Raw genomic sequence first — 26,650 nt, 5'->3', positions numbered from 1 at the left:
CCTCTAAGGTTCCAGTAAGAACAGATACGGAACGTGTAGGCAACGTCGCCGACCGCGTCAAGCGCCCTTTTCAGCCACGCCGACAAACGCCCCGACGAGCGCCGGACCATATTCGCTGGCAATGCTTTCGGGGTGGAACTGAAGCCCGTGTATTGGCGCCGTATGATGGCTGAAGCCCATGATCGTGCCATCGTCGCTCCACGCGTTTGCAGTAAATTCGCGGGGCAGAATATCGACCGCCAGGCTGTGGTAGCGCGTGGCATTGAACCGCGCTGGAAGTCCCGCAAACAATCCCGCGCCGTGGTGATTGACCGCGTTGCTCATGCCATGAACCGGGCGAACCCGGCGGATCGTTCCGCCACCGCTTAGGGCGATCGCCTGGTGGCCGAGGCATATGCCGAGCAGCGGACGCCCGGCGCTGATGCAGGCGGCAGCGATGGCGATGGCGGTCGGCGCGTCCCGCGGATGGCCTGGACCTGGGGACAAGATGATGCCGTCGACATCGTCGGCCATTGCGTCGCCGACGCTGATCTCGCTTGCACGCACGACCCTGACCTGCGCCCCGGCGACGCGCAGCAGGTCGACCAGCATAAAGGTAAAGCTGTCGTCATAGTCGACCATCAACAGCCGGGCGGACATGCGCTTATTGCGCGGCCGCACCCGGGTTGACGAGCCGCTGGCGGGTCGCCGCAATCGCGCCCTCGTTGCGTACCACCCCGACCTTGGCCTGGACCGCTTTGAGGAACTGGTCAGCCAGTTCCTGCGACGCGCCTTCCTGGAACTGGCCCTGGACCTGCGCGATCAGCGCGGGCTGGTTGAGCGCATTGCCGGGGATGACCTTGACCGCGCGGATGACAGCAAAGGCATTGGCGTCAGGCATCGCGACCATCCGGCTGCGGCCCTGGGCGAGGCTAAACAGCATCTTGAGCGGCGGAAGGATTTGCGGCGGGGCCTGCTGAAGCTGGGCACGGCGGGCGTGGATCGGCGAGGCGGGAGGCAGCTTGACCCCGGCGGCGGCGATTGCTTGGGCGAAGCTCTGGCCACCGGCGACCTTGGCCGCGATCGCCTCGGCGGCAAGCTTGGCGCGCGCCAGGCCCTGCTGGGTAGTCCAGTCGGCCGCGACGCGGGCGCGGATCTGGGCCAGCGGCGCGGGCGCAGAAGCAACGGTCTGGCCGACCGAGACCAGCGCAAATCCAGCGTCGGCGGGCAGCGTTTCAACCACCGGCTTGTCGTTTGCGGTCAGTTCGAAGCCCGACTTGAGCGCCCCGCCAAGCTCGGGTGGAAGGGTGAAGGCAGGGTTGCCGAGCTGCTTGCCCTGTTCGGTGATGAGCGGGGTTTCGACCACCGCCAGCTTGTTGCGCGCGATGACATCCGCAAAACTGCCGCCATCCTCAATCTCGGTCTGGATCCGGTCAACCAGGTCGCTGAGGGCATCCTTGCGCTTGTCGACGGATAGCTTCGCGATGATTTCGGGCGTGGCGGCGGCCAGGCTCTTGCCCGCGCTCGCCTTGATGCTCTCGATGCGGACGATGTGGTAGCCGAGATCGGACTTGATCGGGCCGACGATTGCCCCCGGCTTGGCCGTGGCATTAAACACCGCGCTGGCAACCTTGGCGCCGGCCAGCTCGGTGAACTGGGCGAGCGTCTGGGGGCCGACCGAGACGTCTGCGTTGCTGAGCCCGGCGGGTTGGGCTGCAGCGGCGAAGGGGCTGGTCCTGGCGCGACCGGCAAGTGCATTGGCGGCGGCGGCATCGGCGACAACGGCCTGGCTCAGGACGCGAGTCTCGCTGGCGCCATAATCGGCCTGGTGCGCGGTATAATAGGTCGCGATTTCCTGCGCCGAGGGTGGCGTGGCAACGGCCTGTGCCTGGCCGAAGCGGGCGATCCGCAGGCTGCGCTGCTCGGGCACGGTATAGCGCGCCTTGCTAGTGGCGTAATAAGCGGAAAGCTGGGCGTCGGTCGGGGCAAGGCCGGCGGTGAAGGCGCTGACCGGAATGATCGCCAGTTCGCCCTCGCGTTCCTCCAGCAGCATCGACGCGTAAGGCGCGGCGAGCCCGACCGTGAGGCGGGCGTTGGCGGCGGCGGGGGCAAGGAACATCTGCTGGATGATCTGCTGGCCCAGCACGCGGCGCAGGCCTTCGTCGGTCAGTCGCTGCTGGCCCAGGAACTGGCGATAGGAGGCATCGGAGAATTTTCCGTCAAGCCCGCGCGTGGCGGGGATCTGGGCAATCGCAGCCCCGACCAGCCGCTGCGACAGGACAAATCCATTGTCCCTGGCAAAGGCACTCAACGAGCGCGCCTGGATGATCGAATCGATGATCTGATTAAATTGCGGGGCGAGGTCGGCATAGGTCGCAGCCGGGTTCTGCTGGCGCAGCTGGTTGAGCGCGCGGTCCATCGCCTCGGTGATGTCGCGATCGCTGACTTCCTCGTCGCCGGCCTTCGCGAGCGTGGTCGATCCGAGCCCGAAATTCGCGCCCTTGATCGAGTTGATGTCGCCCATCGCGAAGCTGCCGAGGATGAGCAGGAGGACGAGCACCAATATGCCGGTGCCGATCTTGGACTTGGACAGGCGGCGGAAACTGTCGAGCATGACGCGGGGGCCTCTTGCGAACGCTGGGAAGTTGAAAGGGCGGCTTTAGGGCGGGACGGGCGATTGGCGCAAGGCGGAGGTCTTGCTAGGCGGCAATGACATACGGAGGATCAAATGGAACATCGCAAGCTCGTTGCAGGCAATTGGAAGATGCACGGGACTGCCCAAAGCATTGCCGAAATCGTCCAGATCGCGGCCGCCGTGCCGCGCGGGGTCGACGTCGTCTTGTGCCTTCCCGCGACGCTGATCGAGCGGGCGGCGCGCGCCGTGCCGGGCTTTACCATAGGTGCCCAGGATGTCCATATCGAGGCCGCCGGCGCTTTCACCGGGGACGTGGCGGCGCACCAGCTGCACGATGCCGGCGCCAGTTTCACCATCGTCGGCCACAGCGAGCGGCGCGATGGGCATGGCGAGGCCGATGCGGTGGTCGCGGCCAAGGCGATCGCGGCGATGGCGGCAGGGCTGGAAGTGATCATCTGCGTCGGCGAGACCCGCGACGTGCGCGAGGCGGGGAGGGCGGTCGTCACGGTCTCGGCCCAGCTCGACGCTTCGCTCACGCCGATCCCGCCGACGGCGGTCGCCTATGAGCCGATCTGGGCGATCGGAACGGGACTGGTGCCATCGCTTCAGGACATTGGTGACATGCACGCGGCGCTGCGGGAGCGGCTCGTGGCGGCTTATGGCGAGGCGGGCGCCCGGGTGCGCCTGCTCTATGGCGGGTCGGTCAAGCCGGGCAATGCGGCGGAGATTTTCGCGATTCCCAACGTCGATGGCGCGCTGGTCGGCGGGGCGAGCCTGACCGCGGCCGATTTCCTGCCGATCGTCGAGGCGGCGGCCGCTGCCTGATCGCTCTTGCCAGCCGACAATCAGCGACGCACAGGTTGCCACTGTAACAAGCGGAGTAAGACATTGACCCGACTGAAGCTGTTCGCCGCGATGACCGCACTGTCGCTGATCTCCGCCAGCGCCGCTGCCCAGGACATGGTCTTTCCCAAAGGCGGTGACATTCCCGCGACGTTCGTGCCGGTCAAGGACAGCTTTTCTTATGTGAAACGCGACGTCATGATCGCGATGCGCGACGGGGTGAAGCTGCACACGGTGATTCTGATCCCGCGCGGATCGAAGCTCGCGCCGATGATGCTCGACCGCACGCCCTACTCGGCAAGCAAGCTGATGGCGCGCGGCGGCGGCGGGCCTCAGCTGGAGGATGCACTGTTCCCGGGCTACGCCGAGCTGGCCCATGCCGGATATATCATGGTCGCGCAGGACGTCCGCGGGAAGTATGGTTCCAAGGGCGACTATGTGATGAACCGGCCAATCGTCGGGCCGCTGAACAATACGAAGGTCGATCATTCGACCGACGCCTATGACACGATCGACTGGCTGGTGAAGAACGTCCCCGAGTCAAACGGCCGGGTGGGCACGATCGGGACCAGCTATGACGGGTTCACGGTGCTGATGAGCCTGGTCAACCCGCATCCGGCGTTGAAGGCGGCGGTGCCGATCAATCCGATGGTTGATGTGTGGAAGGGCGACGACTGGTTCCACAACGGCGCCTTCCGCCAGGAAATGATGAGCTATGTCTACGGCCAGACCGCCAAGACCGACAGCGGCGAAGAGTGGTTCAGCAACCGCCGCGACGATTATGCGACCTTCATGCATTACGGATCCGCCGGAGCCTATGGCACGGCGATGGGCATGGACCAGCTGCCGTTCTGGAAGCGGCTGACCCAGCATCCCGCTTACGATGCTTTCTGGCAGGGCCAGGCGGTCGACAAGATCCTTGCCCGTTCGCCGCTGACCGTGCCGACCCTGTTCGTCGATTCGCAGTGGGACCAGGAGGATATCTATGGCGCGCCGGCGGCCTATGCGGCGGTCAAGGCGAGCCCCAACGCGCATTTCGTGATGGGGCCGTGGTATCATGGCGAGGCCAATCGCGAGGCGTCGTCGCTGGGCGTGCTCGACTATGGCTTCGATACCGCCAAGGCGTTCCGGACGGGCACAATGATCCCGTTCCTTGATGCCAACCTGAAGGACAATGGTCCGGCGGTGGCGACACCGGCGGTGTCGGTGTTCGAGACCGGGACCAATGCCTGGCGCACCTACTCGAGCTGGCCGTTAGCGCAGGGACTGAAGCCGCTTTACCTCACGGCTAACTCCGCCCTGTCTTTCGCACCGGGCGCCGCTGGATATGACGAATATGTCTCAGACCCGGCCAAGCCGGTAACTTATCGCAACCGGCCCAATGCCGCGCCTTATTCCGAAGGATCGACCTGGTCGAAGTGGCTTGTCGACGACCAGCGCTTCGCGTCGGGCCGGACCGATGTGCTGAGCTACACAAGCGAGGTGTTGACAGCCCCGGTGCATATCGCCGGCCAGCCGGTGGCGCACCTGTTTGCGTCGACCAGCGGGACCGACAGCGACTGGGTGGTCAAGCTGATCGATGTCTATCCCGACCAGTATCCGCTCAAGCCCGAAATGGGCGGTTACGAGCTGGGCGTGGGCATGGACATCTTGCGTGGCCGCTACCGCGACGACCCGGCGAGGCCGAGTCCGATCCCGTCGAACCAGGTGGTCGAGTATAAGCTGGACCTGCCGACCGCCGACCATGTCTTCCTGCCGGGTCACCGGATCATGGTCCAGGTCCAGTCGAGCTGGTTCCCGCTCTACGACCGCAATCCGCAGACCTATGTCCCCAACATCTTCTTCGCCAAGCCGGCGGACTATGTGAAGGCGACCCAGCGTGTCTATCACGCGCCGGGACAGGCGAGCTATGTAGCGTTGCCGGTGGTGAGCGGCGGATAGGCGTCCGACACTATCCGTTAAGTAGTCGGGCCGTTGAACAATCGGGCGCTCGGCGCTATCTGCGCGCCTCCATCCCGTTGAAAGCCGTTCCATGTTCAAGTTCCTGCTCATCGTCCAGACGCTCGTCGCCGCCAGCTTGGTCGCGACGATCCTGATGCAGCGGTCGGAAGGCGGCGGGCTTGGCGTCGGAGGGTCGTCGTCGGGCTTCATGACCGCGCGCGGTGCGGCCGATTTCCTGACCCGGGCGACCTCGGTGCTGGGCGCGCTGTTCATCGTCCTGTCGATTCTGCTCGCGGCGATCGCGGGGGCGACCGCAGGACCGACCAAGGTCGATACCTCGCTGGTTAGGCAGCAGACGATCCCGACCGGCCCGGCTCCGGCGTTCGGCGAGCGGCCCGTGCCCCCGGCCGAGACCGGCGGCGTCCCGAATGCCAAGCAGACGGCGGCGGGCCAGTTGCCGGCCAAGGGCTCGGTTCCTGTGGTTCCTACCCAGTAATCAAGAACTTATCAGTATTTAGACGGGCGAATGTTCACACATGTTCGTGCTCGTGACGATGTTTTCCTCGGCCAGTCCCCGGAGAAAAATTGAATCGATCTTTGAAAAGAACGTTGCCGACGAATCGGCATCGCCCCTGTGACAGGTCTGCCCGGCTGTAGGACAGCAAAATCGTATCGCGAGAGGGCCGCGCAAACAGGGACAGTTTAAGCTGCCCGGTTTGGAATAAATCTGATTCGCGCGCTTGCCACCCGCGCCCCCCTATCCCTAAGGCTATCCTCCCATGACCCGGTATATATTCGTCACCGGCGGCGTGGTCTCCTCACTTGGAAAAGGCCTGCTCGCCGCATCGCTCGGCGCGCTTCTCCAGGCGCGTGGATTCTCCGTTCGCATCCGCAAGTTCGATCCTTATCTCAACGTCGATCCGGGGACGATGTCGCCTTATCAGCATGGCGAGGTGTACGTCACCGACGACGGCGCCGAGACCGACCTCGACCTGGGCCATTACGAGCGCTTCACCGGGGTCGACGGCAAGCAGTCGGACAATATCACCACCGGGCGAATCTATCGCGACATCATCACCCGCGAGCGGCGCGGCGACTATCTTGGCGCGACGGTGCAGGTCATCCCGCACGTCACCAACGCGATCAAGGAATTCGCGCTCAGCGAGACCGACGGAATCGACTTCATCATCTGCGAGGTCGGCGGCACGGTCGGCGACATCGAAAGCCTGCCGTTCATCGAGGCGCTTCGCCAGCTGCGCAACGACCTTGGCCGCGACCGGACGGTGTCGGTCCATACCACGCTGGTGCCGTGGATCGCGGCGGCGGGCGAGCTCAAGACCAAGCCGACGCAGCATTCGGTGCGCGAGCTGACCAGCCTTGGCATCCAGCCCGATGTGCTGCTGTGCCGCTGCGACCGGCCACTGCCGCAAAGCGACCGCGAGAAGATTGCGCTGTTCTGCAACGTGCCGGTGTCGGCGGTGATCCCCGCGCTCGACGCGCGGTCGATCTATGATGTGCCGCTGCGTTATCATGCCGAAGGGCTCGACGACGCAGTCCTCAAGGTGTTTGGCATCGAGGCGCCGCAGCCCGATGTCAGCCGCTGGGAAGACATTATGGACCGGCTCGACCATCATGAGGGTGAGGTCACGATCGGCGTGGTCGGCAAATATGTCGGGCTGCCCGATGCCTACAAGTCACTGCGCGAGGCGCTGGTCCATGGCGGGCTGGCCAACCGGATCAAGGTCAATATCCGCTGGCTGGACGCCGAATTGTTCGAGGGCGACAGCGCCGAGCTTGCCGCCGAGCTGGAGTCGGTCCACGGGATTTTGGTACCGGGCGGGTTCGGCGAGCGCGGCAGCGAGGGCAAGATTGCATCGGTGAAATTCGCGCGCCAACGCGACGTGCCGTTCTTCGGCATCTGCTTGGGGATGCAGATGGCGTGCATTGAGGGGGCGCGCAATACCGCCGGAATATCGGGCGCATCGACAACCGAGTTCGGCGAGACCGACGAACCGGTGGTCGGGCTGATCACCGAGTGGATGAGCGAAAAGGGGCTCGAGCAGCGCGCCGCCGGGGGTGACCTTGGCGGCACGATGCGGCTGGGCGCATACCCCGCGACGCTGGGCGGAAACAGCAAGGTCGCGTCGATTTACGGCACGACTGAAATCAGCGAGCGGCACCGCCATCGCTATGAGGTCAACACTCATTATCGCGAGGCACTGGAGCAGGGCGGGCTGATCTTTTCGGGGACGTCGCCCGACGGGACATTGCCCGAAATTGTCGAGCGGCCCGACCATCCGTGGTTCATCGGGGTGCAGTTTCACCCCGAGCTCAAGAGCCGCCCGTTCAACCCGCATCCGCTGTTCGCCGGGTTCATCGGCGCGGCACTGAAGCAGAGTCGTTTGGTCTGACGCGGTTGTGATGGGGCGCCTCGAGCCCTATCTCTGGAACTTGCGCTTGTTCCTCGCCCTGTTCGCGCTGCTGGCGCTGGTGATCGGCCCGGTCGCTCCGGCGATGGCGGTGCCCGTTGTCGCCGAGCATTGCGCATCAATGGCGGCGCATCACGACGGTCCGAACAACGACGTCACCGGCGAGCGTCAATGCGGTGCATCGGCGATGCCGTCGCTGCCCGACCAAGTGGCCGAAGTTGCCGAGCCGGTCAGGATGGCGCCCGAGACACCGGTTGGGGTCGTGCCGGTTCTGGTTTTGATCGCGCGCCCTCAAATCGAGCTTCGTCCTCCACGAACCGCCTGACCCGCTGCAATTGCGTGCCCGACGGCACGCCTTGGTGGATAATGGAGAATTACATTGTTGAAGATGCTTTTGGCGGCAAGCGCGCTGACGCTGCCTGCCTTCACGACCGCAGCCGCCGCCCAGTCGATGGCCGGAATGGAAATGCCCGGGATGGCGATGCCCGCGAAGAAGGCGATTGTGAAAAAGGTCGCGCCCAAGAAACAGGGCGTGGCCAAGAAAGATGTCGCCACGAAGCCGGTGCGCAAGGCGACGGTGGCGAGGCGGCGCGTGGTAGCCAGGCCAGTCGAGCCGATGCCGGCGATGGTGATGCCCGACGGGACCACGATGGTTCATGGCGCGCCGCCCTCCGCTGGTGCGGCGCCGGTCGATCATTCGGTGATGCCGGGGATGGCGATGCCTGCCGCGACCGAGCATGGCGCAATGCCCGAAGCGGAGCATGGCGCAATGTCCGGGATGGTGCATTCGATGGCGGGCGCGCTGGGCGCTTATCCGGGGACGCGCGAGGCGTCGGGGACGGCGTGGCAGCCCGATGCGTCGCAGCACCAGGGGCTGATGAGGCAGGCCGGACCGTGGATGCTGATGGTGCATTCGACAATCAACCTGGTCGCGGACAGCCAGGGGAGCCCTCGCGGGGACGACAAGCTGTTCGTGTCGGGGATGGTGATGGGAATGGCGCAGCGCCCGCTGGGCAACGGGATGTTGCAGTTCAAGGCGATGCTCAGCCCCGATCCATTGATGGGCAAGGCGGGCTATCCGCTGCTGCTGGCGTCGGGCGAGACGGCGGACGGGATGAACCGGCTGGTCGATCGCCAGCATCCGCACGACCTGTTCATGGAATTGTCGGCCAGCGTGTCCCAGCCGATCGGGAAGGGGGCGTCGGTCTTTCTTTATGGCGGGCTGCCCGGGGAGCCGGCGTTTGGCCCGCCGGCGTTCATGCACCGCGAGGCGATCCTCGATTCGCCCGAGGCGCCGATCACCCATCATTGGCTCGATTCGACCCATATCAGTTTCGGGGTGCTAACTGCGGGGCTGGTGGTGGGGCGGGCCAAGGTCGAGGTGAGCCGGTTCAATGCCCGCGAGCCCGATCAGTTTCGGTATAATATCGAGACCGGACCCCTAGATTCGACGGCGGTGCGGCTGTCGTGGAATCCGACGCGGACGCTGGCGCTGCAGGGGAGCTGGGCAAAGTTCAAGGATGCCGAGCAGCTCGAACCCGGGGTCGACCAGAAACGGCTGTCTGCGAGTGTGCTGTTCGCCGATGAGATTGCGCCGGGATACAGGCTGGCGACGACGCTGGCATGGGGTCGCAAGACGATCGACGGGAAGAGCGACGATGCCTTTGCCGCCGAAGCGTCGGTCAAGCGCCAGGGCTGGACGCTGTTCGGGCGCGGCGAGGTGACCCAGAACCGCGAGCTGGTCGCGTCGGTCGAGCATGGCCCGGCCTATACGGTCGGTAAGGCGAGCCTCGGGCTGATCCGCGACGTCAGGGTTGCCGAGCATGTCAGCGTCGGGATCGGCGGGCTGGTGTCGGTCAATTTCGTGCCGCAAGCGCTGGCGGCCGCCTATGGCGGCCGGAACCCTACGGGAGCGATGGGCTTCCTTCGTTTCCGGCTGGAATAAGGGGCGACGGAACGCTTCGAGCGGGCGGCGGTTGTCGGCGTACATCAACGCGAAAGGAATGCGCCCATGCTCGCGACCATTGCCATCATCCTGATTGTCCTGTGGCTGCTTGGATTTTTCGTGGTCCATCTCGGCGGGGCGCTGATCCACATCCTGCTGTTGATCGGGATCGTCGTGCTCGTGCTTCACTTCATTCGCGGTCGGCGGGTGGTGTAGCGCAACCGTCATCCCGGGCTTGACCGGGGACCCGTCTTCTTTTTGCAAAAAGATGAAGGCAGGCCCCGGATCAAGTCCGGGGTGACGTTTATGCTTCCTGTTTTGCCAGATAGGCTTCCAGCGCGTCGCTGCCGCCGATGCGCTCACCGTCGATGAACACTTGCGGAGTGGTCGAGACGCCTTCTTTGGCTTTGTAGGCATCGACGTCTTCGCGCATGGCGAGGATATGCTCGTCGATTTCATATCCTGCCGCCTCGAGCATTTCCTTGGCGCGGCGGCCGAACGGGCATTCATGGTTATCGAGAACCATGCGGTAGAGGGTGGCTTGCTTTTCGGCCATTTGCGGTTCTCCGATGGGGATGGTCAGGGCCGAGCGATTGTCACGCGGCGAAGTTCCGCTTGGCGATTGCGGCGAGCGCACGCCATCCCTAAATGCCGCCCATGACCAAGACCATTTCCACTCGATTGCTCGTCCTCGGATCGGGCCCCGCCGGCCTTACCGCCGCCATCTATGCTGCGCGCGCGGGGATGAGCCCGGTGGTCGTCCAGGGAATCCAGCCCGGCGGCCAGCTGACCACCACCACCGATGTCGAAAATTATCCCGGTTTCCGCGACGTCATCCAGGGGCCGTGGCTGATGGAGGAAATGCAGGCGCAGGCCGAGCATGTGGGTACGCGCTTCGAGTGGGACCATATTTCGGACGTCGATTTCAGCCAGCGGCCGTTCCGGCTGACGGGGGACAGCGGGACGATCTACACGTGCGACACGCTGGTCATCGCGACCGGGGCGCAGGCCAAGTGGCTCGGGCTGCCATCCGAAGAGCATATGAAGGGCAAGGGCGCGTCGGCCTGTGCGACCTGCGACGGTTTTTTCTATCGAGGCAAGAAGGTCGCGGTGATCGGCGGCGGCAATACCGCAGTAGAGGAAGCGCTGTACCTGACCAACCACAGCCATGACGTCACGCTGATCCATCGCCGCGACAGCTTGCGCGCCGAGAAGATCTTGCAGGACCGATTGTTCGCGCATCCCGGGATCAAGGTCATCTGGCACAGCGAAGTTGCCGAGTTCGTCGCTGGGGGGACTCCCGAGGCGCTGGTCGGGCTCGATTTGCGCGACGTGCGGACCGGGGCGATCTCGCGGTTGGAGGTCGACGGCGCGTTCGTCGCGATTGGGCATCATCCGGCGACCGAGCTGTTCACGGGCAAGCTGGACCTCGACAGCGACGGTTATATCGCGGTCGAGACAGGGTCGACCCGGACCAGCGTCGAGGGCGTATTCGCGTGCGGCGACGTGATGGACAAGCTGTATCGGCAAGCGGTGACGGCAGCGGGGACTGGGTGCATGGCGGCGCTGGATGCCGAGCGGTTTCTGGCGGCGCAGGAGTTTGAGCAGCTTCAGGCAGCGGAGTGATCTGGCGGAGACCTGCCTGACTTGCCGAGTCGCGACGCCGGGCGAAAGGCGTTTTGGACACGCTAGACAATGCGGCGCGATTCCGCGGGTTGCGCCCTTTTGGCGTGCTCCCCTCTGTGGATCGGCGGATAGCGGGCGCACAGCAGGCATCGGCGTGTGACCTTCGCCGTCCATCTGTGACCTTTGCCCGGGAATGTCGCGAATTGGCATGGAAGAAGCCAAGCATAATCAGGTTGCTGTAGGACAGGCTTTTGTGAAAAATTGTCTTGCGGACGTATGCGCCGGACGGTGGTGTCCTGGCAAGCGAGGCGGCGGAGTTCGTGACTGGGATGATGCTGCCGATCGATGGGGGATATTCGGTGCAGCTTCAGGCGGCGAAGCAGGGCGTCCTACGAGCGACTATATCTGCGCGAGGCCATGCGTCGTTGGAATAGCGCGGCGCTGTTGATCAGGGGTTGCAGATAGGCTCCGCGCAGGCTGAAATATTCCTCGAGGTGCGTGCTGTCGTAGCCGCTAAGTCCAAATTCGATCAACTCGCCCGGCTGCGGCTGGTGTGCGGTGCCAAAAAGCCAGTCGAAAACTGCCAGGTTGGTCCCGAAATTCTTGTCGATGTGCGCGTCCAGCCGGCTGTGGTGCGCCTGGTGCATATGGGGGCTTATCAGCAGGCGGTCGAAGGGGCCGAAGCTGATCGGGTGATGTGAATGCTTGAGCGGATTGAGCGATGTCACCGAGAAAATCTTCGAGGCGACCAGCGAAAGCGCCAAAATCTCGGCGATGGTGATACCGAAGATGAACATCAGAAGCCCGGCTGGCACGCCGCTGATCAGGCCGCGTGCAAGCCCGTTCAGGATCAGCGACACCGGGTGAAGCCGACGCGCGGTGAAGGGGTTGAGCAGCTCGACAGCGTGGTGGAGCTTGTGAAGCTCCCACAGTTCGGGAACCTTGTGTTCGAGATAGTGGAAAAACCAGTCCGACAATTCGGCCAGGACAAACATGATCATGGCGCAGGCCGGCGCCGCCACAAGCGGAAAACTGGCCGTTGGCAGTGCGACCAGATCGGACATGCGGCGATAGACCGCCAAGCCGATCGCACCGGTCAACAACAATCCGGGGGCAGCAAAAAGCACCCCCGTGAAGCTGTCGATCGCATAGACTTTCATATCGGCGTGAAAGCTTCGTTCTGATCGGACGTCGAACGGGATAATCTGGTGGTAAAGCGATTTGAGACTGAAGCGGGCCCCCGAGCGGACCTGGCGGATAACATAATAGATCAGCCCGCACGCGACGAAGACCCCCCAGGCGACGAGGAACTGCGGGATGTGAGGGAAAAGGCGGGTGATCAAATGCTTACTCTAGGCGGCTCAACGCCGGGTGCAGCATTTAGTTACCAAATACACGTTGTACTAAATTTAACACGGTCCCACGAGGGCATTATTGTCAATTCCCGCCCCATCGCCCGCAGCAAACCCAGTGCGCAGCCGGGGCCGGTCAGGCCATCGGCAAGACCAGATCCGGATCGGCGAGGTGCATTGCCCGCGTGAATGCCGGGCGTGCGGCAATGCGGGCAAGATAGGCGCGAATGTTGGGATAAGACGAAAGGTCGCGGGGCGAGAACAGCCGCATCGTCGTCAGCGGGAAGGCGATCATGATGTCGGCGGCGGTGAAGTCGTCCCCCGCAAGCCACGGCACCACGCCGAGGCGGCCTTCCAGCATGGCGTAATTGCGTTCCAGACGCTCTGACGCGAACGTGGGCTTGTCGATGCCCCCGGTGACCATCCTGACCACCATCGGCATCATGGCCGACGGCATCATCGAGCCATTGGCAAAGTGGAACCAGTAGAGGAAGTCGGCGAAATTGGGCTCGTCGGGCGAGACGAACAGCCGACCACCGCCATATTTGCGCGCCAGATATTCGATGATCGCAGCGGATTCGCCCAGCGTCAGATCGCCATCGGTGATGACGGGTGCGGTCCCCGAGGGATGGAGGGCGCGGTAGGACGGCGGGGCGAGCCGGGTGACCGGATCGCGTTCGTGGCGAACCAGTTCATAGTCGAGGCCGAGTTCCTCGCACAGCCAGACGATTCGGTCGGACTGCGAAACTCCAAGGTGGTGAACGACGATCATGGGGCATGGCCTTTCGATGGACCGAACAAGCGTGCTGCTCGATTCGGCGAGGGCGGAGGATCGCCGTTCACCGCCGGGATTAGAGAACCTCGAACAATCCCGCCGCGCCCATGCCGCCGCCGACGCACATCGTCACGACGACATGCTTCACGCCGCGGCGCTTGCCTTCGAGGAGGGCGTGGCCGGTGAGACGGGCGCCCGACATACCGTAGGGGTGGCCGATCGAGATGGCGCCACCGTTGACGTTGAGCTTGTCCATCGGGATGCCGAGCGTGTCGGCGCAATAGAGGACCTGGACCGCGAACGCCTCGTTGAGTTCCCACAAGCCGATGTCGGCGACTTGCAGGCCGAAGCGCTTGAGCAGGCGGGGGACGGCATAGACCGGGCCGATGCCCATTTCGTCAGGCTCGGTTCCGGCGACGGCCATGCCGAGGTAGCGGCCGAGCGGGGTAAGCCCGCGCTCGGCGGCCATCGCGCTGGTCATGATGACGCAGGCCGAGGCGCCGTCGGAAAGCTGGCTGGCGTTACCGGCGGTGATGATGTTTTCGGGCGTGCCGCGCACCGGCTGGAGCTTCTGGAGGTCGGCGAGCGTGGTCGAGGGACGGTTGCCCTCGTCCTTTTCGATCGTCACCTGGTGCATCGAGACGGCGCCGGTTTCCTTGTCCTTGACGCCCATGGTGGCGGTGACGGGGATGATCTCGTCGGCGAACGTCCCGTTGGCCTGCGCGGCGGCGGTGCGTTGCTGCGATTGCAGGGCATACTCGTCGCAACGCTCGCGGCTGACCCCGTAGCGGTTGCCGACGACTTCGGCGGTGTCGATCATCGGCATATAGACGCCATTGTGCATGGCGAGCAGCTCGGGGTCAGCGCCGACGCGCATTTCGCCGGTCTGGACCAGCGAGATGCTCTCAACCCCGCCGGCGACGCAGACGTCCATGCGGTCGACGATGACCTGCTTGGCAGCAGTGGCAATGGCGACGAGGCCGCTGGCGCACTGGCGGTCGATCGACAGGCCGGCGACGCCGACACCGAGACCCGCCCGCAGGGCTGCAGTGCGGCCGATGGTGGTCTGGACGCCCTGTTGCAGCGCGGCGCCCATGACGACGTCCTCGATATCGGCCGGAGCAACCCCGGCGCGCTCGACGGCGGCACGGATGGCGTGGGCGGCGAGGGTCGGCGACGGAGTGGCGTTGAACGCGCCGCGATAGGCGCGGCCGATGGGGGTGCGGGCGGTGGAAACGATGACGGCGTCACGAACGGACATATTCTCTCTCCTGATATTTCTTGTGGTCAGACGAACAGCAGGCCGAGCCACTGCGCGGTCAGCGCGGGCTTGGTCTCGCCTTCGATTTCGACGGTGACGGTGTGGCGGGTGAGGATTTGGCCGGGGGCTTTTTCGTCAAGGCTGTCGAGGGTGAACTGACCGCGCACGCGCTTGCCTGAACGGACCGGGGCGATGAAGCGGACCCGGTCGAGGCCGTAATTGACCGCCATCTTGAGATTGTCGGGGGACATCATGACGTCGGCGGCCATTCGGCTGAGCAACGATAGCGAGAGGAAGCCGTGGGCGATGGTGCCGCCGAACGGGGTGTGGGCGGCGGCGGCCGGGTCGACATGGATGAACTGCTGATCCTCGGTCGCGTCGGCGAAGGCCTGGATGCGCGACTGGTCGACAGTGATCCAGTTGGAGGTGCCGATGTCGGTGCCGATTTTTGCGCGGATCTGGTCGAGAGTGGCGATGGGCATGGGCTGTCCTAGGCGCGGCGCAAAGCCCCTGACAAGCCCCCGGCAGGCGACGCTACGGAAGCGCGGGTTGACCGTCGCACGAAGCAGTGTATTATTGATGCAATACAGTCTGGAGATATGATGTTCCTGCTTATTGTCGCCGCCGCCGTCGCCGCCGCGCCGCCTGTCCTGGAGCTCACCGCCGATCCGCGGCCGCTTCATCCTTATGCCGAGCTTGGCGCGAGCGGGGTCGAAGTGGATGGCGATCTTCTGATCCGCAACAGCGGCAACGCGGCGTGGGAATTAGTCGAACTGGCGTTAGACGTGCGCGACCCCAGAGGGCGGTTGATCCAGCGCAAGGAGCTTAATCAAAACGGCACATCGCCAAGCATCAATCTGGTCACCGAGCGGATTGTAGCGGCGGGCAAGAGCCTGCTCATCTTCAACCCGCTGGCGCGGTTTGCTGCGGACGTCCATCCGGCCCGGCTCGATTACCGGCTGACCTTCCAGGGGCCAGGAGAAAAGCGGCTGGTGCTGCCCGTCAGTATGACGCCGCGCGCCGAACCCGTGCGACGCTTCGCCTTTCCGCTCAAGGGGCGCACGCTGGTATGGGACGGACATGATTTTGCATCGCATCATCGGCGCTGGAATTATGTTCACCCAGTGCTGGCGGGGGCGGGGTTCGCAAGCATCGCGGCACGTTACAGCATGGACCTGATCTTGGTCGATGCCGAAGGCAGGAGGTCAACCGGCAACGAGGACGTCAACGCCAACTGGACATCGTTCGGTGCCCCGGTGCGAAGCGTTGGCCCCGGCCGCGTCGTTGCGCTGCGCGAAGACCAGGCCGACGACCGCAATTTCGATGTCGCGACGGTCGCCATCCCCAACGCGATGTACGGCAATTACGTGGTCATCGCTCATGATGACGGCAGTTTTTCGATGTATGGGCATGTCCAGCAGGGAAGCGTGGTCCCCAAGATCGGCGCGCGGGTGAGGACCGGCGAAGCCATCGCCAGGGTTGGAGCGTCGGGATCGGCACTGTTCCCGCATCTCCATTTTCAAAGAATGGACGGGCCCAATGATCGAAGCGAGGGGGTGCCGACGCGCTTCACCGGAATCGCGCGTCCGGGCGGCGGCGCCTTTGCCAACGGCTTCGTCGACAGTGGCGACATGGTGATTGCCGATTAGGCCTCGCCCCGTCCGGTCGTCGGCGCCCAAGGCAGGATCAAGGTGCCGTCAGGGGCTGCGCTGAAGGCGGTCTGGGTTGGGGTGGCGAGGAGGAGGGCGGCACTGTCGAGGCCGGTGAGGAGGGCGGCGATTACCTTGGCCTTGCGCGCGGCGTTGGCGTCGGGATCGAGGCTGTCGTCGTCGTAGAGCAATTCATGGTCCAGGCTGGAGCTGCCGATCCCGACGAGGACGCACCGCACGAGGGTGCAGCCGGGGACGCTGGCGAGGGCGACGGTGGCGATCGGGGCAACGTCGGCGAGGCGCGCGGGGGGCGTGCGCAGGCCGAGGCCGAAGGGAATGGCGACGCGGCGGCTATGGGCTTCGGCGAGATTGTGTATTTCGCGCTCGAGCAGCTTGGTATTGGCCATGACAACCTGCTCGCCCGAGGGGGAGCGGAGGCGCGTCGTCTTGAGCCCGATGCGCTCGACGGTGCCGGTGGTCGTGTCATAACGGATCGTGTCGCCGCGCCGGAATGGGCGGTCGAACAGGATGGCGAGCGCGGCAAACAGGTCGGAGAAAATGCCCTGCGCGGCGAGACCGATGGCGATGCCGCCGACGCCCAGCCCGGCGACGAGCGCAGTGACGTTGACCCCGAGATTGTCGAGGATGGCGACCAGCGCGAGCCCGAACAGCGCGACCGAAACCAGCACGCGGATGACGGCGGTGGCGCTGCCGAGGGTCGAGCCGCCGGGATCCTCGCCGGCATTGCGGTGGACGACGCCAAGGATCAATTCGCGCGCCCAGACCGCAGCCTGAAGCGCGGCGGCGATGGTGAACAAGGCGTAGAAGAGATGTTCGGGCCGAGGCGGCATGTCGGCATAGCGCGCGACGACATCGAGCGCGGCGGCGACCATGAACCAGATCGAGGTCCTGGACAGGACCCGGCCGACGACGCCCTTCCAGTGGTGACCGCGGGGATCGCGCGCGACCATCTTGCCGCCGAGCCAGCGCAGGGCCAGCATGGCAAGGACGAGCAGCGCGGCGACGATCCCGCCGATCAGCAGCGCGTCGGCATTGGCGGTGAACCAGTCATAGGTTCGCGTGAAGTAGGTCATTGGCGGCGTGTGGCGGGTGCGGCGAAGCGGATCAAGCCTTGGCGGGTTTCCGGCGCTTGGGTTTCGACTTCAGATAGGCGATCAGTCCGGCTTCTGCGCTCGACAGCCAGCGGCGACCGCGCGGGATTTTGGCCCCCGCCAGTGCGTTGCGCGGATCGGCCTGGACGGCTTCGATCAAGCGCGGGTGGACATAGGCCTTGCGACTTATCGCGACAGTATTGCCGAGCGCCTCGGCGACGGGCTCGACCATCGTCTTGACCGACAGGCGGGCGCCTTCCTCCTTGTCGAGCATCTGTTCGAAGGCAATGACGCTGGCACCCCACGTGCGGAAGCTCTTGGCGGTATATTCTCCCCCCGAGGCGTCGCGAATGTAAGCGTTGACGTCGGCGGAGGTGATGGCGTGAGGCTCGCCGTCGTCGCCGAGGTACTGGAAGAGGTTCTGCCCCGGGAGATCCTGGCACTTGGTGACGATTCGCTTGAGGTTGGCGTCGGTGACGGCGACTTCGTGGACGATGCCATGCTTGCCGGTGAACTTCATCCGCAGCTTGCCGCCCTGCTTGACGAGGTGGCGGTTGCGCAGGGTGGTGGCGCCGAAGCTTTTGTTCGAGCGGGCGTATTGTTCGTTGCCGATACGAATATACTGGGTGTCGAGCAGGCGGACGACGGCGGCGAGGACGGTGTCCCGACCGAGCGCACGCCGCTTGAGGTCCGCCTCGACGCGCTTGCGAATTTTGGGCAAGGCGGCGCCGAATTCGATCATCGTGCCGAACTTCGACTTGTCGCGGCGGGCGCGAAAATCATCATGATAGCGATATTGCTTGCGGCCGCGGGCGTCGATCCCGGTGGCTTGCAGATGGCCGTCGGGATGGGGGCAGTACCAGGCGTCGGTGTAGGCCGGGGGGAGGGCGACCTTGTTCAGCCGATCAATCTCCTCGCGGTCAGTGATGCGCGTGCCGTCGGGGGCGTAATAAGCCCAGCCGAGCTTTTGCTTGCTGCGAGTGATGCCCGGGGCGCTGGCGTTGGAATGGCGCAATTTATGCACTTTCCTGAAAAGTGTGGCGTGAGATAGGGTTCGGGGGCGTAATGACGGGGCAGGGGCGAAGTTCCGCCTGGCCGGCGAGGAGCGACAAGTGACGGCAATCGACGGAGCGCGTTTCTTGATCATGGCGACCAGCGGGTTCGAGGAAAGCGAGCTGTTCGGGCCGCGCGCGATCCTGATGGAGCGGGGCGCGAAGGTGGCGCTGGCGTCGCCGACACTGGCGCCGATCCAGGCGACGGTGATTGACGATCCGGGGCGGACGATCCGCCCGGACATGGTGATCGGGGATGTCGTGGTGGCGGAGCATGATGCGCTGATCTTGCCCGGCGGTGTGATCAACCCCGATGCGCTACGGGGCGACGCCAAGGCGGTGGCGCTAGTCCGGGCGTTCGTGACGGCGGGCAAGCCGGTCGGGGCGATCTGTCACGGGCCGTGGTTGCTGGTCGAGGCCGATGTGTTGCGCGGGCGGCGGGTCACGGGGTGGCGGTCGATCCTGACCGATTTGCGCAATGCCGGGGGGATAGTGGTCGACGAGGCGGCAGTGACCGACGGGATGATCGTGACCAGCCGATCGCCCGATGATGTGGCAGCGTTCACTGCGGCGATGATCGATTTGGTGGGGCGAGTTTAACGGTCCGCCAAGCTTTGCGCGCTAGGGCAGGGCGATGGGCAGGGCGGCAATAGAGCAAATGGAACGCGCGGCGGAGCTTGGCGGAGCGCTGGCACTGGCGCTTGGCGGCGCGGTGTCAGCATGGATCGCGACCCCGATGCTGGTCGAGGCGCGGCAGCCGGTGGTGGTGGGCGTGGCGTTGGTCGGCGGCGTGCTGGGCTGGCTGTTCGTGCGCGGCGCGGGCGGCGGGACGGCGCGGCTGGCGCTGCCCGAGTTCGCGATTGGCGCGGTGGCGTTCGAGGCGATCAAGCTCGCGGAACCCGAAGCCACCGACGACGATGTGCTGATCCTGGACCAGCCGGTGGAGATTAATCTAGTCGCGCGCCGCGTCGTGAGCCTGTTCGGGGCCGACGAAGTGCCGACCGCGGGTGAGTTGCAGGAGCGGATTGCGGCGCATCTGACGGCGCATCCGGCGCCGCCCGTACCCGGGACGGCGCCGCATGCAGTCCCCGATGCGAGCGACGCCCTGTTCGAAGCGCTCGCCGACCTGCGTCGCTCGCTTCGCCAAGGATAGCGTCGCCGGCTCCAGCTTTCTCAGGCTACTATTGTCAGTGCCTCGACGAGCAGCTCGGTCGAGTTTCCCGGGGAATGCTCGCCGCGTTTACCGACGATGTCGGCCACGAAGCTCGCGCCAATCGCATAATTAGTGGATTTTGTAGAGTACGATCGGCACGGTTCTTCGCTACAAAAACTTGACCACTGGCGGTTGAGGGGGGAAGTCCCTAGATCGCCTTCGTGACGAACCCCGGCGATCAGAATAGGTTCAACGAGGACAAGGCAACCTGTACTGTGCGCGGTGGGGCTGAGGCGCCTGACATCGAGGCCGGGGTCGCGGCGATCCGCAATGTGCTCAAGACATTGCCAGCGCGGCCCGGAGTGTACCGGATGCAGGATGCGCGCGGCGACGTGCTCTACGTCGGCAAGGCGCGTGCGCTAAAGCAACGGGTAACCAATTATACCCAGGTCGCGCGGCTGTCGAAGCGATTGCAACGGATGATCGCCCAGACACGGGGCATGACGATCGTCACGACCCGGACCGAGGCCGAGGCGCTGTTGCTGGAGGCGCAGCTGATCAAGCGGTTCCGGCCGCCGTATAATGTGCTGCTGCGCGATGATAAAAGCTTCCCGTTCATCCTGCTGCGCGAGGATCACGCCTTCGCGCGGGTCCAGAAACATCGCGGGGCGCGGCGCGCGAAGGGGCAATATTATGGGCCGTTCGCAAGCGCGGGGTCGGTGACGCGGACGCTCAACGCGTTGCAGAAACTATTTTTGCTGCGGAGCTGTTCGGACAGTTTCTTCGCCAACCGATCGCGACCGTGTTTGCTCTACCAGATCCGGCGTTGTTCGGCGCCGTGCGTCGGGCGGATCGAGGAGGCTGCCTATGCCGAGCTGGTTGAGGACGCCAAGCAGTTCCTGAGCGGCAAGTCGACCGGGGTCCAGGCGCGGCTGGGCAAGTCGATGGCCGCGGCCGCCGAGGCGCAGGATTATGAGCTGGCGGCGGTCTATCGCGACCGGTTGCGCGCGCTGACTTATATCCAGGGGAGCCAAACGGTTCATGCCGAAGGACTGGGCGATGCCGACATTTTTGCGCTGGCGAGCAGTGCCGGGCAGATGTGCATCCAGGCCTTTTTCATTCGTGGCGGGCAGAATTGGGGTCATCGTAGCTTCTTCCCGGCGCACACCAACGAAGTGCCCGAGGACGAAGTGCTAACGTCATTTCTGGTCCAGTTTTACGAAGATATGCCGCCGCCTAAGCGGTTGTTGGTCGACCGCGACCTAGAGGAAGCCGAGCTGCTGACCGATGCGCTGGGCGAGAGGGCGGGGCACAAGGTGTCGATCGAGCGGCCCCAGCGCGGGGACCGCAAGAAGCTCGTCGAGCAGGCCACGCGCAATGCCGAGGAAGCGCTCGAGCGGCGGCTGGCCGAGGGAACGACGCAGGGCAAATTGCTGCGCGAACTGGCCGATACGTTCGAACTGCCCGACATCCCCAAGCGGATCGAGGTCTATGACAACAGCCATATCATGGGGACCAATGCGACCGGGGCGATGATCGTCGCCGGGCCCGAGGGATTCCGGACAAATGCCTACCGCAAGTTCAACATCAAGTCGGACATTACCCCGGGGGATGATTTTGGGATGATGCGCGAAGTGCTGGAGCGGCGGTTCGCGCGGCTGGAGAAGGAGGATCCCGATCGGTCCACGGGGGAGTGGCCGGATCTCATCCTGATCGACGGTGGCAAGGGGCAATTGTCGGCGGTGTGCGAGATTATGGAGAGCGCGGGCGTTCATGACGTGCCGATAATCGGCATCGCCAAGGGGGCGTTCCATGGTCGCGACGGGCGCGAGATTTTTCACTTTCCCGACGGGCGCGAGATCAGCCTGGCGCCCAATGCGCCGCTGATGTTTTACATGCAGCGGCTACGCGACGAGGCGCACCGCTTTGCCATCGGCACTCACCGGGCGAAGCGGGCGAAGTCGCTGACGACCAGCACGCTGGACGAGGTGCCGGGGATCGGGCCCAACCGGAAGCGGGCGCTGCTGATGCATTTCGGGACGGCGAAAGCGGTCAAGGGGGCGGCGCTGGAGGATCTTGAGCGGGCGCCGGGGATCAGCAAGGGCACGGCGCGCCAGCTGCATGATTATTTCCATCCCAATGCGTGAGGGGCGCGGCCATTGCGGCTGACCACGCCCGCGATCATCCTGTCGCTGCGACAGCATGGCGAGCATGGCGCTGTGGTGCGGATGATGACGCCGGGGGCGGGGTTGCAGGCGGCCTATGTGCGCGGTGCGCGCGGGCGGCGGATGCGGCCGGTGTTGATCGCGGGCAATCTGGTCGAGGTGCGGCTGTCGGCACGAAGCGAGGAGCAGCTGGCACATGCCGAGATCGAGCTGACCCACAGTCGGGCGCCGCTGCTCGCCGAGCCGTTGCCGGCGGCGGCGATAGAATGGGTCAGCGCGCTGACCGCGACCGCGCTGCCCGAGGGGCAGCCCTATCCGCGACTCCATGATGCGCTCGACGGGTTGCTGGCGGCAATCGAGGCGGCGCCAGCGGCGAGCGGGTGGGGCGCGGCGCTGGTGCTGTACGAGTTGATGCTGCTGGCCGAACTGGGGTTTGGGCTCGACCTTGAGCAATGCGCAATGAGTGGGGCGGCCGGGGATCTGGTCGCGGTCAGTCCGCGGTCGGGGCGGGCGGTGAGTCGGGCGGAGGCGGCGCCGTTCGCGGGCAAGCTGCTGCCCTTGCCGCGCTTCCTGGTCGAGGGCGGGGCGGCGGGGTTGCCCGATATCATCGACGGGCTGGCGTTAACCGGGCATTTCCTGATGCGCGACGTGGTGACCGATCGCGCGGCGCCGATCGGCGAGGCGAGGGCTCGGCTGGTCGAGCGAATGGAGCGCGCGGCGGGGTAGGGATCATGCGCTTGTGTGCGACTGGCAGTTGTCGCGTGGGCGGCACTCGCCTAGCGTTTCGCGATGAGCCGTTCCCCGACCACCGCCTCGCTGGCGATCCTGTTTCCCTATCACAGCAGCACCGGGGACATCATCGTCCGGGTCGCGGTCAGCTATCTTGCCGACCAGTCGGACCCCTCGGCGGGGCGGTGGTTCTGGTCCTATCATATCCGCATCGAGAATGGCGGGCGTGAGCCCGTGCAGCTGATGGCGCGCGAATGGCGTATTACCGACGGACGCGGGGCGGTGCAGCTGGTCAGCGGCGAGGGCGTGGTCGGCGAAATGCCGGTGATCGCGCCGGGCGAAAGCTTCGATTATGTTTCGGGATGCCCACTGGCGACTGCGACCGGGAGCATGAGTGGCTCCTATTCGATGCTGAAGGAAGATGGTGACTGGTTCGACGTCGTGATCCCGACCTTCGCGCTGATCGGCCCGGCGGCGTGATCCTTGTCGCCTGAACGGCGCACACAAAAAACCCGCCAGGGACGGGCCATGACGGGTGTTTCGTACCGATCAAAAGATCGAATGTCTCAGCTGGGGCTGAAACCACGACCGCGTCCACGGCCATTCTTGCTGGTAGCAAGGACGATGCCAAGGATTACGGCACCGATGATGATGCCGAGCGGGAGCCAAGCAGAGAAGGGCGTGCAGGGATCAGGGTAGCCATCGACATGTGCGGAACAAGTGCTCTGCTCGCTCGACGTCGTGGCCGCGCTGAGGGCTGCCCATGAAGCGCTATTGTCGGCCGCAAACGAAGAGGTCGACATTGAGGTCAGCGACATGAACGCTACAAGCGCCGTCAACCTGTTTAACTTTTTAGCCATGTATTCAACTCCCTAACACAGGCCACTATCAAGAGTGAGTTGGTGTGTCCAGCCCGCACGCCTTAAATCTCTATCTAGAAACACCGATTACAGCCACTCGTTCCACCCAAGTGCTGCCGCAGCGCACCATTTTTGCCGAAACTTGCTTGATGCGGCTTATTTATCACGATGTGGCTCGCATCCAAACTGCTAATTTCTATCTGCTAGCATCTTGACGCATCCGAAGGCGCAACGCCGAATTATTTCGGCTGGGAATGGCTGTAGCGCGCTGCTGATTCCATTGCTTCATGCCTTCCCGTGACGGTAGGAGCCAGAAGATGACGCCACCACGCCATCTTGACCCGGACTTCGCGTTCAATTCGACCCCGACCAAAGCTTCCTCGCCGGTGCGCGGACGCTTACTGCTCTCGTCCAACTCGCTATGGAATATCGTGAATTTCCGTTCTCACCTGGTTAATTCGCTTGCGTGCGCGGGATGGGAGCTGGTGGTCGCGGCGCCTGCCGGCGAGGCCGAGTGCGAACGCTTTGCGCTGCCCGCGCAGGTGGTGCCGATCCAGATCCATCGGTCGGGGATGAGCCCAGTCGAAAATTTTACGCTGCTGCGTGCATATCGCCGCCTGTTTCGAGCCGTTCGCCCCACCGCCTACCTCGGCTGGACGATCAAGCCGAATCTTTATGGCGCGCTGGCGGCGCGCGCGGCGGGGGTACCGGCGATCCTCAACGTCAGCGGGTTGGGGACTGCTTTCCTTGGCGGGCGGCTGTTAGGCGGGTTTGTTCGGCTGCTATACAAGGCCGCCTTCCGACGCGCGCATGTCGTGTTCTTTCAGAATGGCGACGACCGCGCGCTGTTCCTCGATGCGGGGTTGGTACGGGCGGAGCAGGCGCGGCTGCTGCCAGGGTCGGGGATCAGCGTGACCCACTTTGCAGTGGTGCCCTTGCCGAGCGGTGACGTCACGCGTTTCCTGTTGGTCGCGCGGCTGCTCGGTGACAAGGGCATCCGAGAATATGTCGCGGCGGCACGGATGGCGCGAGGTGTGCTTCCAAATGCCCGGTTCGCGCTGCTCGGCCCGATCGACGACGGCAATCGTACCGCGATCGCGCAGGCCGAACTCGACCAATGGGTCGGCGAGGGGGTGATCGACTATCTTGGTGAGGCGAGCGACGTTCGACCCCATGTTGCGGCGGCGAGCGTGGTGGTGCTGCCGTCGTATCGCGAGGGCCTGCCGCGAACCCTGCTCGAAGCGGCGGCGATGGGGCGACCGCTGATTGCCACCGACGTTCCCGGGTGCCGGGATGTCGTCTCCCATGAAATCAATGGCTTGCTGTGCGACGTTCGAAGCGTGACGTCTTTGCGCGACGCGATGGTCAGGATGGCCCGAACGAACCCCGCCGAGCGCGCGCGGATGGGACAGCGGTCGCGGGAAATGGTTGAGCTTAGGTTCAGCGAGGAACTCGTAGCGCAGGCCTATGTTAAGGCTCTGACTGAACTGGAATGATCCGGTGATCGCACGTATGTTTTTCTCGAAGTTCCGCCGCCGCGAGGACCAGGCCGAGCGCAGCTCGTCCACGACGCCGCGCGTCCCGGCCGGCGTGCGTGCCTATGCGATCGGCGATGTTCACGGTCGGCTTGACCTGCTCGACGAGTTGCTCGCCAAGATCCGCATTGAAATCGTCGCCAGGCCCAACGACAGAAATCATATCGTGATGCTGGGTGACCTCATCGATCGCGGGCCACAGTCGCGCGGGGTAATCGACCGGCTGCGCGGCTTTGCCGATCGCGATACCGAGCTCCACATTCTTAGCGGCAATCACGAAGAGGTTCTGCTGCGGCTGCTCGAAGGCGAATATGAGCTGATCCCGAGCTGGCTCAAATATGGCGGGGCCCAGACCCTGCAAAGCTATGGCGTCGAACCCCAGGCGGTGCAGGCAGTGAGCGACGAGGCTGGAATGCAACTGATCCGCACGGCGATCCCGCCCGAGCACCAGGCGTTCCTTCGATCCTTGTCCGACACGATCCGCATCGGCGATTATCTGTTTGTCCATGCCGGGATCCGGCCGCGGGTCGACCTGGCCGAACAGCGCCAAAGCGATCTGCGATGGATTCGTGAACCGTTCCTTGGCGACGACTCCGACCATGGTTTCATTGTTGTCCACGGCCACACCATTACTGACGAAGTAGCCGAACGGCCCAACCGCATCGGGATCGACACGGGCGCCTATGCCACCGGACGCCTGACCGCGCTCGGGCTGGAGGGCGACAAGCGATGGCTGATCGAAGCGGCCGGGGCGCCCGGCTAGCTGCATTGCTTTAGGGGATTCATATGCTTAGAGCCGAATTGAACGGATCGTCGGTTGCGAAACGGTTCTGCGGGAGCGCTCATGACCACCAATAATCTCCATTCGACCAAGATGTTGAGCCGCGCCGCAATGGGTATTGGCGGAGCAACGCTGTGCCTGATGCTGGGCGCCTGTGCCGACAAGCGTGGCGGGCCGATCCCCTATGATGTGACGCTCGGCGCGCCCGATGCGCCCAAGCTCGTGCCGCTCGAGTCCTCCTATCGGATCGCGCCGATGGATACGCTGGGGATCAAGGTGTTTAAAATGCCCGACCTGTCGGGGGACTATGAAGTTGACCTGATGGGGCAAATCTCGATGCCTTTGATCGGCAGCGTTCTCGCCGCCGACCTCACCCCCGACGAGCTTCATGACAAACTCGCGCAGAAGCTCGGCGCCAAATATCTCGAGCATCCCGATGTCAGCGTGGCAATCAAGTCATCGACGCGGCGCAATTTGACGGTCGACGGCGCGGTCAATCATTCCGGGAGCTTCCCGATCAACGGGCCGACCACGCTCCTTCAGGCGGTGGCGACCGCCGGCGGCGCAACGACCGATGCCAATCCTCACCGTATCGCAATCTTCCGCCAGGTCGGGGGCAAGCGCCAGGCGGCGTCGTTCGACCTGGTCGCGATCCGTCGCGGCGAAGCGGTCGATCCGCCGGTCTATGCCGGGGACATCATCATCATCGATGGGTCAAGCATCAAGGCGCTGCAAAAGCAGATCTTCCAGAATTTGCCTTTGTTCTCGATCTTCAAACCCTTCTAAGCCTGGTCCGGAAGGGCTTTTGCTTTTTTTGGGCCGAGCGAC

26 protein-coding genes are annotated in these 26,650 nt (G+C 64.5%); 17 read left to right on the top strand and 9 right to left on the bottom strand.

The features are described 5' to 3' along the window. Window positions 1-57: 57 nt before the first annotated feature. Window positions 58-660, bottom strand: a complete 603-nt coding sequence (locus U1700_RS08925; protein ID WP_332752035.1) for an anthranilate synthase component II — start codon at window positions 658-660, stop codon at window positions 58-60. Continuing rightward, window positions 644-2,593 (bottom strand): SurA N-terminal domain-containing protein, encoded by a 1,950-nt coding sequence (locus U1700_RS08920; protein WP_332752033.1) that lies wholly within the window; start codon window positions 2,591-2,593, stop codon window positions 644-646. Before U1700_RS08920 ends, U1700_RS08925 begins: the two co-directional genes overlap by 17 nt. Before the next feature lie 114 nt (window positions 2,594-2,707). Between U1700_RS08920 and tpiA the strand changes: the two genes are divergently transcribed. The 7 genes from tpiA (at window position 2,708) to U1700_RS08885 (ending at window position 9,988) form a co-directional block, all read left to right on the top strand. After that, window positions 2,708-3,439, top strand: coding sequence for a triose-phosphate isomerase (tpiA, locus tag U1700_RS08915; protein ID WP_332752030.1), 732 nt, complete (start codon window positions 2,708-2,710; stop codon window positions 3,437-3,439). A 90-nt stretch (window positions 3,440-3,529) separates the two neighbouring features. Continuing rightward, the gene (locus U1700_RS08910) at window positions 3,530-5,398 is read left to right on the top strand and encodes a CocE/NonD family hydrolase (RefSeq protein ID WP_443025921.1); all 1,869 of its coding nucleotides are present in this window, start codon (window positions 3,530-3,532) and stop codon (window positions 5,396-5,398) included. A gap of 91 nt (window positions 5,399-5,489) precedes the next feature. Further along, the gene (gene secG / locus U1700_RS08905; RefSeq protein WP_332752028.1) at window positions 5,490-5,894 is read left to right on the top strand and encodes a preprotein translocase subunit SecG; all 405 of its coding nucleotides are present in this window, start codon (window positions 5,490-5,492) and stop codon (window positions 5,892-5,894) included. Between the two features lie 283 nt (window positions 5,895-6,177). Beyond that, window positions 6,178-7,809 (top strand): CTP synthase, encoded by a 1,632-nt coding sequence (locus U1700_RS08900; RefSeq protein WP_332752026.1) that lies wholly within the window; start codon window positions 6,178-6,180, stop codon window positions 7,807-7,809. Window positions 7,810-7,849: 40 nt separating this feature from the next. After that, window positions 7,850-8,152: a hypothetical protein gene (locus U1700_RS08895; RefSeq protein WP_332752024.1), complete on the top strand. Its 303-nt coding sequence runs from the start codon at window positions 7,850-7,852 to the stop codon at window positions 8,150-8,152. A gap of 57 nt (window positions 8,153-8,209) precedes the next feature. Then, window positions 8,210-9,772, top strand: a complete 1,563-nt coding sequence (locus tag U1700_RS08890; RefSeq protein ID WP_332752023.1) for a hypothetical protein — start codon at window positions 8,210-8,212, stop codon at window positions 9,770-9,772. A 66-nt stretch (window positions 9,773-9,838) separates the two neighbouring features. Continuing rightward, complete coding sequence (locus tag U1700_RS08885; protein ID WP_332752022.1) at window positions 9,839-9,988, top strand: lmo0937 family membrane protein; 150 nt, start codon at window positions 9,839-9,841, stop codon at window positions 9,986-9,988. Between the two features lie 88 nt (window positions 9,989-10,076). Here the strand turns inward: U1700_RS08885 and U1700_RS08880 are convergent, their stop codons facing one another. Next, window positions 10,077-10,328 carry a glutaredoxin domain-containing protein gene (locus U1700_RS08880; protein ID WP_332752020.1) on the bottom strand — a complete coding sequence of 84 codons (252 nt, stop codon included), beginning with the start codon at window positions 10,326-10,328 and terminating at the stop codon, window positions 10,077-10,079. Between the two features lie 101 nt (window positions 10,329-10,429). Here U1700_RS08880 and trxB point away from each other — a divergent pair, with 101 nt between their 5' ends. Continuing rightward, a complete protein-coding gene (trxB, locus tag U1700_RS08875) occupies window positions 10,430-11,398 on the top strand; it encodes a thioredoxin-disulfide reductase (protein ID WP_332752018.1) in 969 nt (322 codons plus the stop codon). Window positions 11,399-11,787: 389 nt separating this feature from the next. Here trxB and U1700_RS08870 read toward each other — a convergent pair whose 3' ends face one another. From U1700_RS08870 to U1700_RS08855, 4 genes are all read right to left on the bottom strand, one after another. After that, window positions 11,788-12,741 carry a sterol desaturase family protein gene (locus U1700_RS08870; protein WP_332752016.1) on the bottom strand — a complete coding sequence of 318 codons (954 nt, stop codon included), beginning with the start codon at window positions 12,739-12,741 and terminating at the stop codon, window positions 11,788-11,790. Window positions 12,742-12,886: 145 nt separating this feature from the next. Next, a complete protein-coding gene (locus U1700_RS08865; protein ID WP_332752014.1) occupies window positions 12,887-13,522 on the bottom strand; it encodes a glutathione S-transferase family protein in 636 nt (211 codons plus the stop codon). 79 nt (window positions 13,523-13,601) lie between these two features. Further along, entirely contained in the window at window positions 13,602-14,786 is a 1,185-nt protein-coding gene (locus U1700_RS08860) for an acetyl-CoA C-acyltransferase (RefSeq protein ID WP_332752012.1), read from the bottom strand. A gap of 26 nt (window positions 14,787-14,812) precedes the next feature. Beyond that, the gene (locus U1700_RS08855; RefSeq protein WP_332752011.1) at window positions 14,813-15,268 is read right to left on the bottom strand and encodes a MaoC family dehydratase; all 456 of its coding nucleotides are present in this window, start codon (window positions 15,266-15,268) and stop codon (window positions 14,813-14,815) included. Between the two features lie 117 nt (window positions 15,269-15,385). Between U1700_RS08855 and U1700_RS08850 the strand changes: the two genes are divergently transcribed. Beyond that, window positions 15,386-16,435 (top strand): M23 family metallopeptidase, encoded by a 1,050-nt coding sequence (locus tag U1700_RS08850; protein ID WP_332752010.1) that lies wholly within the window; start codon window positions 15,386-15,388, stop codon window positions 16,433-16,435. On the opposite strand, the gene U1700_RS08845 is transcribed toward U1700_RS08850, so the two are convergent. Further along, window positions 16,432-17,529 carry a mechanosensitive ion channel family protein gene (locus U1700_RS08845; RefSeq protein WP_332752009.1) on the bottom strand — a complete coding sequence of 366 codons (1,098 nt, stop codon included), beginning with the start codon at window positions 17,527-17,529 and terminating at the stop codon, window positions 16,432-16,434. The genes U1700_RS08850 and U1700_RS08845 overlap by 4 nt on opposite strands. A gap of 31 nt (window positions 17,530-17,560) precedes the next feature. Beyond that, entirely contained in the window at window positions 17,561-18,562 is a 1,002-nt protein-coding gene (locus U1700_RS08840) for a DNA topoisomerase IB (protein WP_332752008.1), read from the bottom strand. 97 nt (window positions 18,563-18,659) lie between these two features. On the opposite strand from U1700_RS08840, the gene U1700_RS08835 reads away from it, so the two are divergent. The 8 genes from U1700_RS08835 (at window position 18,660) to U1700_RS08800 (ending at window position 26,608) form a co-directional block, all read left to right on the top strand. Further along, complete coding sequence (locus tag U1700_RS08835) at window positions 18,660-19,199, top strand: type 1 glutamine amidotransferase domain-containing protein (RefSeq protein WP_332752006.1); 540 nt, start codon at window positions 18,660-18,662, stop codon at window positions 19,197-19,199. Window positions 19,200-19,257: 58 nt separating this feature from the next. Further along, on the top strand, window positions 19,258-19,752 hold the full coding sequence (locus U1700_RS08830; RefSeq protein ID WP_332752005.1) for a hypothetical protein: 495 nt from the start codon (window positions 19,258-19,260) through the stop codon (window positions 19,750-19,752). A 221-nt stretch (window positions 19,753-19,973) separates the two neighbouring features. Further along, the gene (uvrC, locus tag U1700_RS08825; RefSeq protein WP_332752004.1) at window positions 19,974-21,899 is read left to right on the top strand and encodes an excinuclease ABC subunit UvrC; all 1,926 of its coding nucleotides are present in this window, start codon (window positions 19,974-19,976) and stop codon (window positions 21,897-21,899) included. A gap of 12 nt (window positions 21,900-21,911) precedes the next feature. Further along, window positions 21,912-22,643: a DNA repair protein RecO gene (recO, locus tag U1700_RS08820; RefSeq protein ID WP_332752002.1), complete on the top strand. Its 732-nt coding sequence runs from the start codon at window positions 21,912-21,914 to the stop codon at window positions 22,641-22,643. A gap of 90 nt (window positions 22,644-22,733) precedes the next feature. Continuing rightward, window positions 22,734-23,126 carry a Co2+/Mg2+ efflux protein ApaG gene (gene apaG / locus U1700_RS08815; RefSeq protein WP_332752289.1) on the top strand — a complete coding sequence of 131 codons (393 nt, stop codon included), beginning with the start codon at window positions 22,734-22,736 and terminating at the stop codon, window positions 23,124-23,126. Between the two features lie 697 nt (window positions 23,127-23,823). Beyond that, window positions 23,824-25,002: a glycosyltransferase family 4 protein gene (locus U1700_RS08810; RefSeq protein WP_332752000.1), complete on the top strand. Its 1,179-nt coding sequence runs from the start codon at window positions 23,824-23,826 to the stop codon at window positions 25,000-25,002. A gap of 4 nt (window positions 25,003-25,006) precedes the next feature. Then, a complete protein-coding gene (locus U1700_RS08805; protein ID WP_332751999.1) occupies window positions 25,007-25,804 on the top strand; it encodes a metallophosphoesterase family protein in 798 nt (265 codons plus the stop codon). An 81-nt stretch (window positions 25,805-25,885) separates the two neighbouring features. After that, complete coding sequence (locus tag U1700_RS08800) at window positions 25,886-26,608, top strand: polysaccharide biosynthesis/export family protein (RefSeq protein ID WP_332751997.1); 723 nt, start codon at window positions 25,886-25,888, stop codon at window positions 26,606-26,608. The last annotated feature ends 42 nt before the right edge of the window (window positions 26,609-26,650 follow it).

This window comes from Sphingomonas sp. RB1R13, from assembly GCF_036663775.1.
Taxonomy (GTDB): domain Bacteria; phylum Pseudomonadota; class Alphaproteobacteria; order Sphingomonadales; family Sphingomonadaceae; genus Sphingomicrobium.
Note: the sequence above shows the minus strand (reverse complement) of the source record. Positions and strands in the feature narration are given on the sequence as shown.

Bases quoted from the DNA above. Each gene is read 5' to 3' on its own strand.
- U1700_RS08855 (WP_332752011.1), bottom strand. From the start codon at position 15,268: ATGCCCATCGCCACTCTCGACCAGATCCGCGCAAAAATCGGCACCGAC.
- U1700_RS08885 (WP_332752022.1), top strand. From the start codon at position 9,839: ATGCTCGCGACCATTGCCATCATCCTGATTGTCCTGTGGCTGCTTGGA.
- U1700_RS08800 (WP_332751997.1), top strand. From the start codon at position 25,886: ATGACCACCAATAATCTCCATTCGACCAAGATGTTGAGCCGCGCCGCA.
- trxB (WP_332752018.1), top strand. From the start codon at position 10,430: ATGACCAAGACCATTTCCACTCGATTGCTCGTCCTCGGATCGGGCCCC.
- U1700_RS08865 (WP_332752014.1), bottom strand. From the start codon at position 13,522: ATGATCGTCGTTCACCACCTTGGAGTTTCGCAGTCCGACCGAATCGTC.
- U1700_RS08860 (WP_332752012.1), bottom strand. From the start codon at position 14,786: ATGTCCGTTCGTGACGCCGTCATCGTTTCCACCGCCCGCACCCCCATC.
- U1700_RS08900 (WP_332752026.1), top strand. From the start codon at position 6,178: ATGACCCGGTATATATTCGTCACCGGCGGCGTGGTCTCCTCACTTGGA.
- U1700_RS08850 (WP_332752010.1), top strand. From the start codon at position 15,386: ATGATGTTCCTGCTTATTGTCGCCGCCGCCGTCGCCGCCGCGCCGCCT.
- U1700_RS08810 (WP_332752000.1), top strand. From the start codon at position 23,824: ATGACGCCACCACGCCATCTTGACCCGGACTTCGCGTTCAATTCGACC.
- U1700_RS08920 (WP_332752033.1), bottom strand. From the start codon at position 2,593: ATGCTCGACAGTTTCCGCCGCCTGTCCAAGTCCAAGATCGGCACCGGC.
- U1700_RS08880 (WP_332752020.1), bottom strand. From the start codon at position 10,328: ATGGCCGAAAAGCAAGCCACCCTCTACCGCATGGTTCTCGATAACCAT.
- secG (WP_332752028.1), top strand. From the start codon at position 5,490: ATGTTCAAGTTCCTGCTCATCGTCCAGACGCTCGTCGCCGCCAGCTTG.
- U1700_RS08830 (WP_332752005.1), top strand. From the start codon at position 19,258: ATGGAACGCGCGGCGGAGCTTGGCGGAGCGCTGGCACTGGCGCTTGGC.
- U1700_RS08910 (WP_443025921.1), top strand. From the start codon at position 3,530: ATGACCGCACTGTCGCTGATCTCCGCCAGCGCCGCTGCCCAGGACATG.
- tpiA (WP_332752030.1), top strand. From the start codon at position 2,708: ATGGAACATCGCAAGCTCGTTGCAGGCAATTGGAAGATGCACGGGACT.
- U1700_RS08845 (WP_332752009.1), bottom strand. From the start codon at position 17,529: ATGACCTACTTCACGCGAACCTATGACTGGTTCACCGCCAATGCCGAC.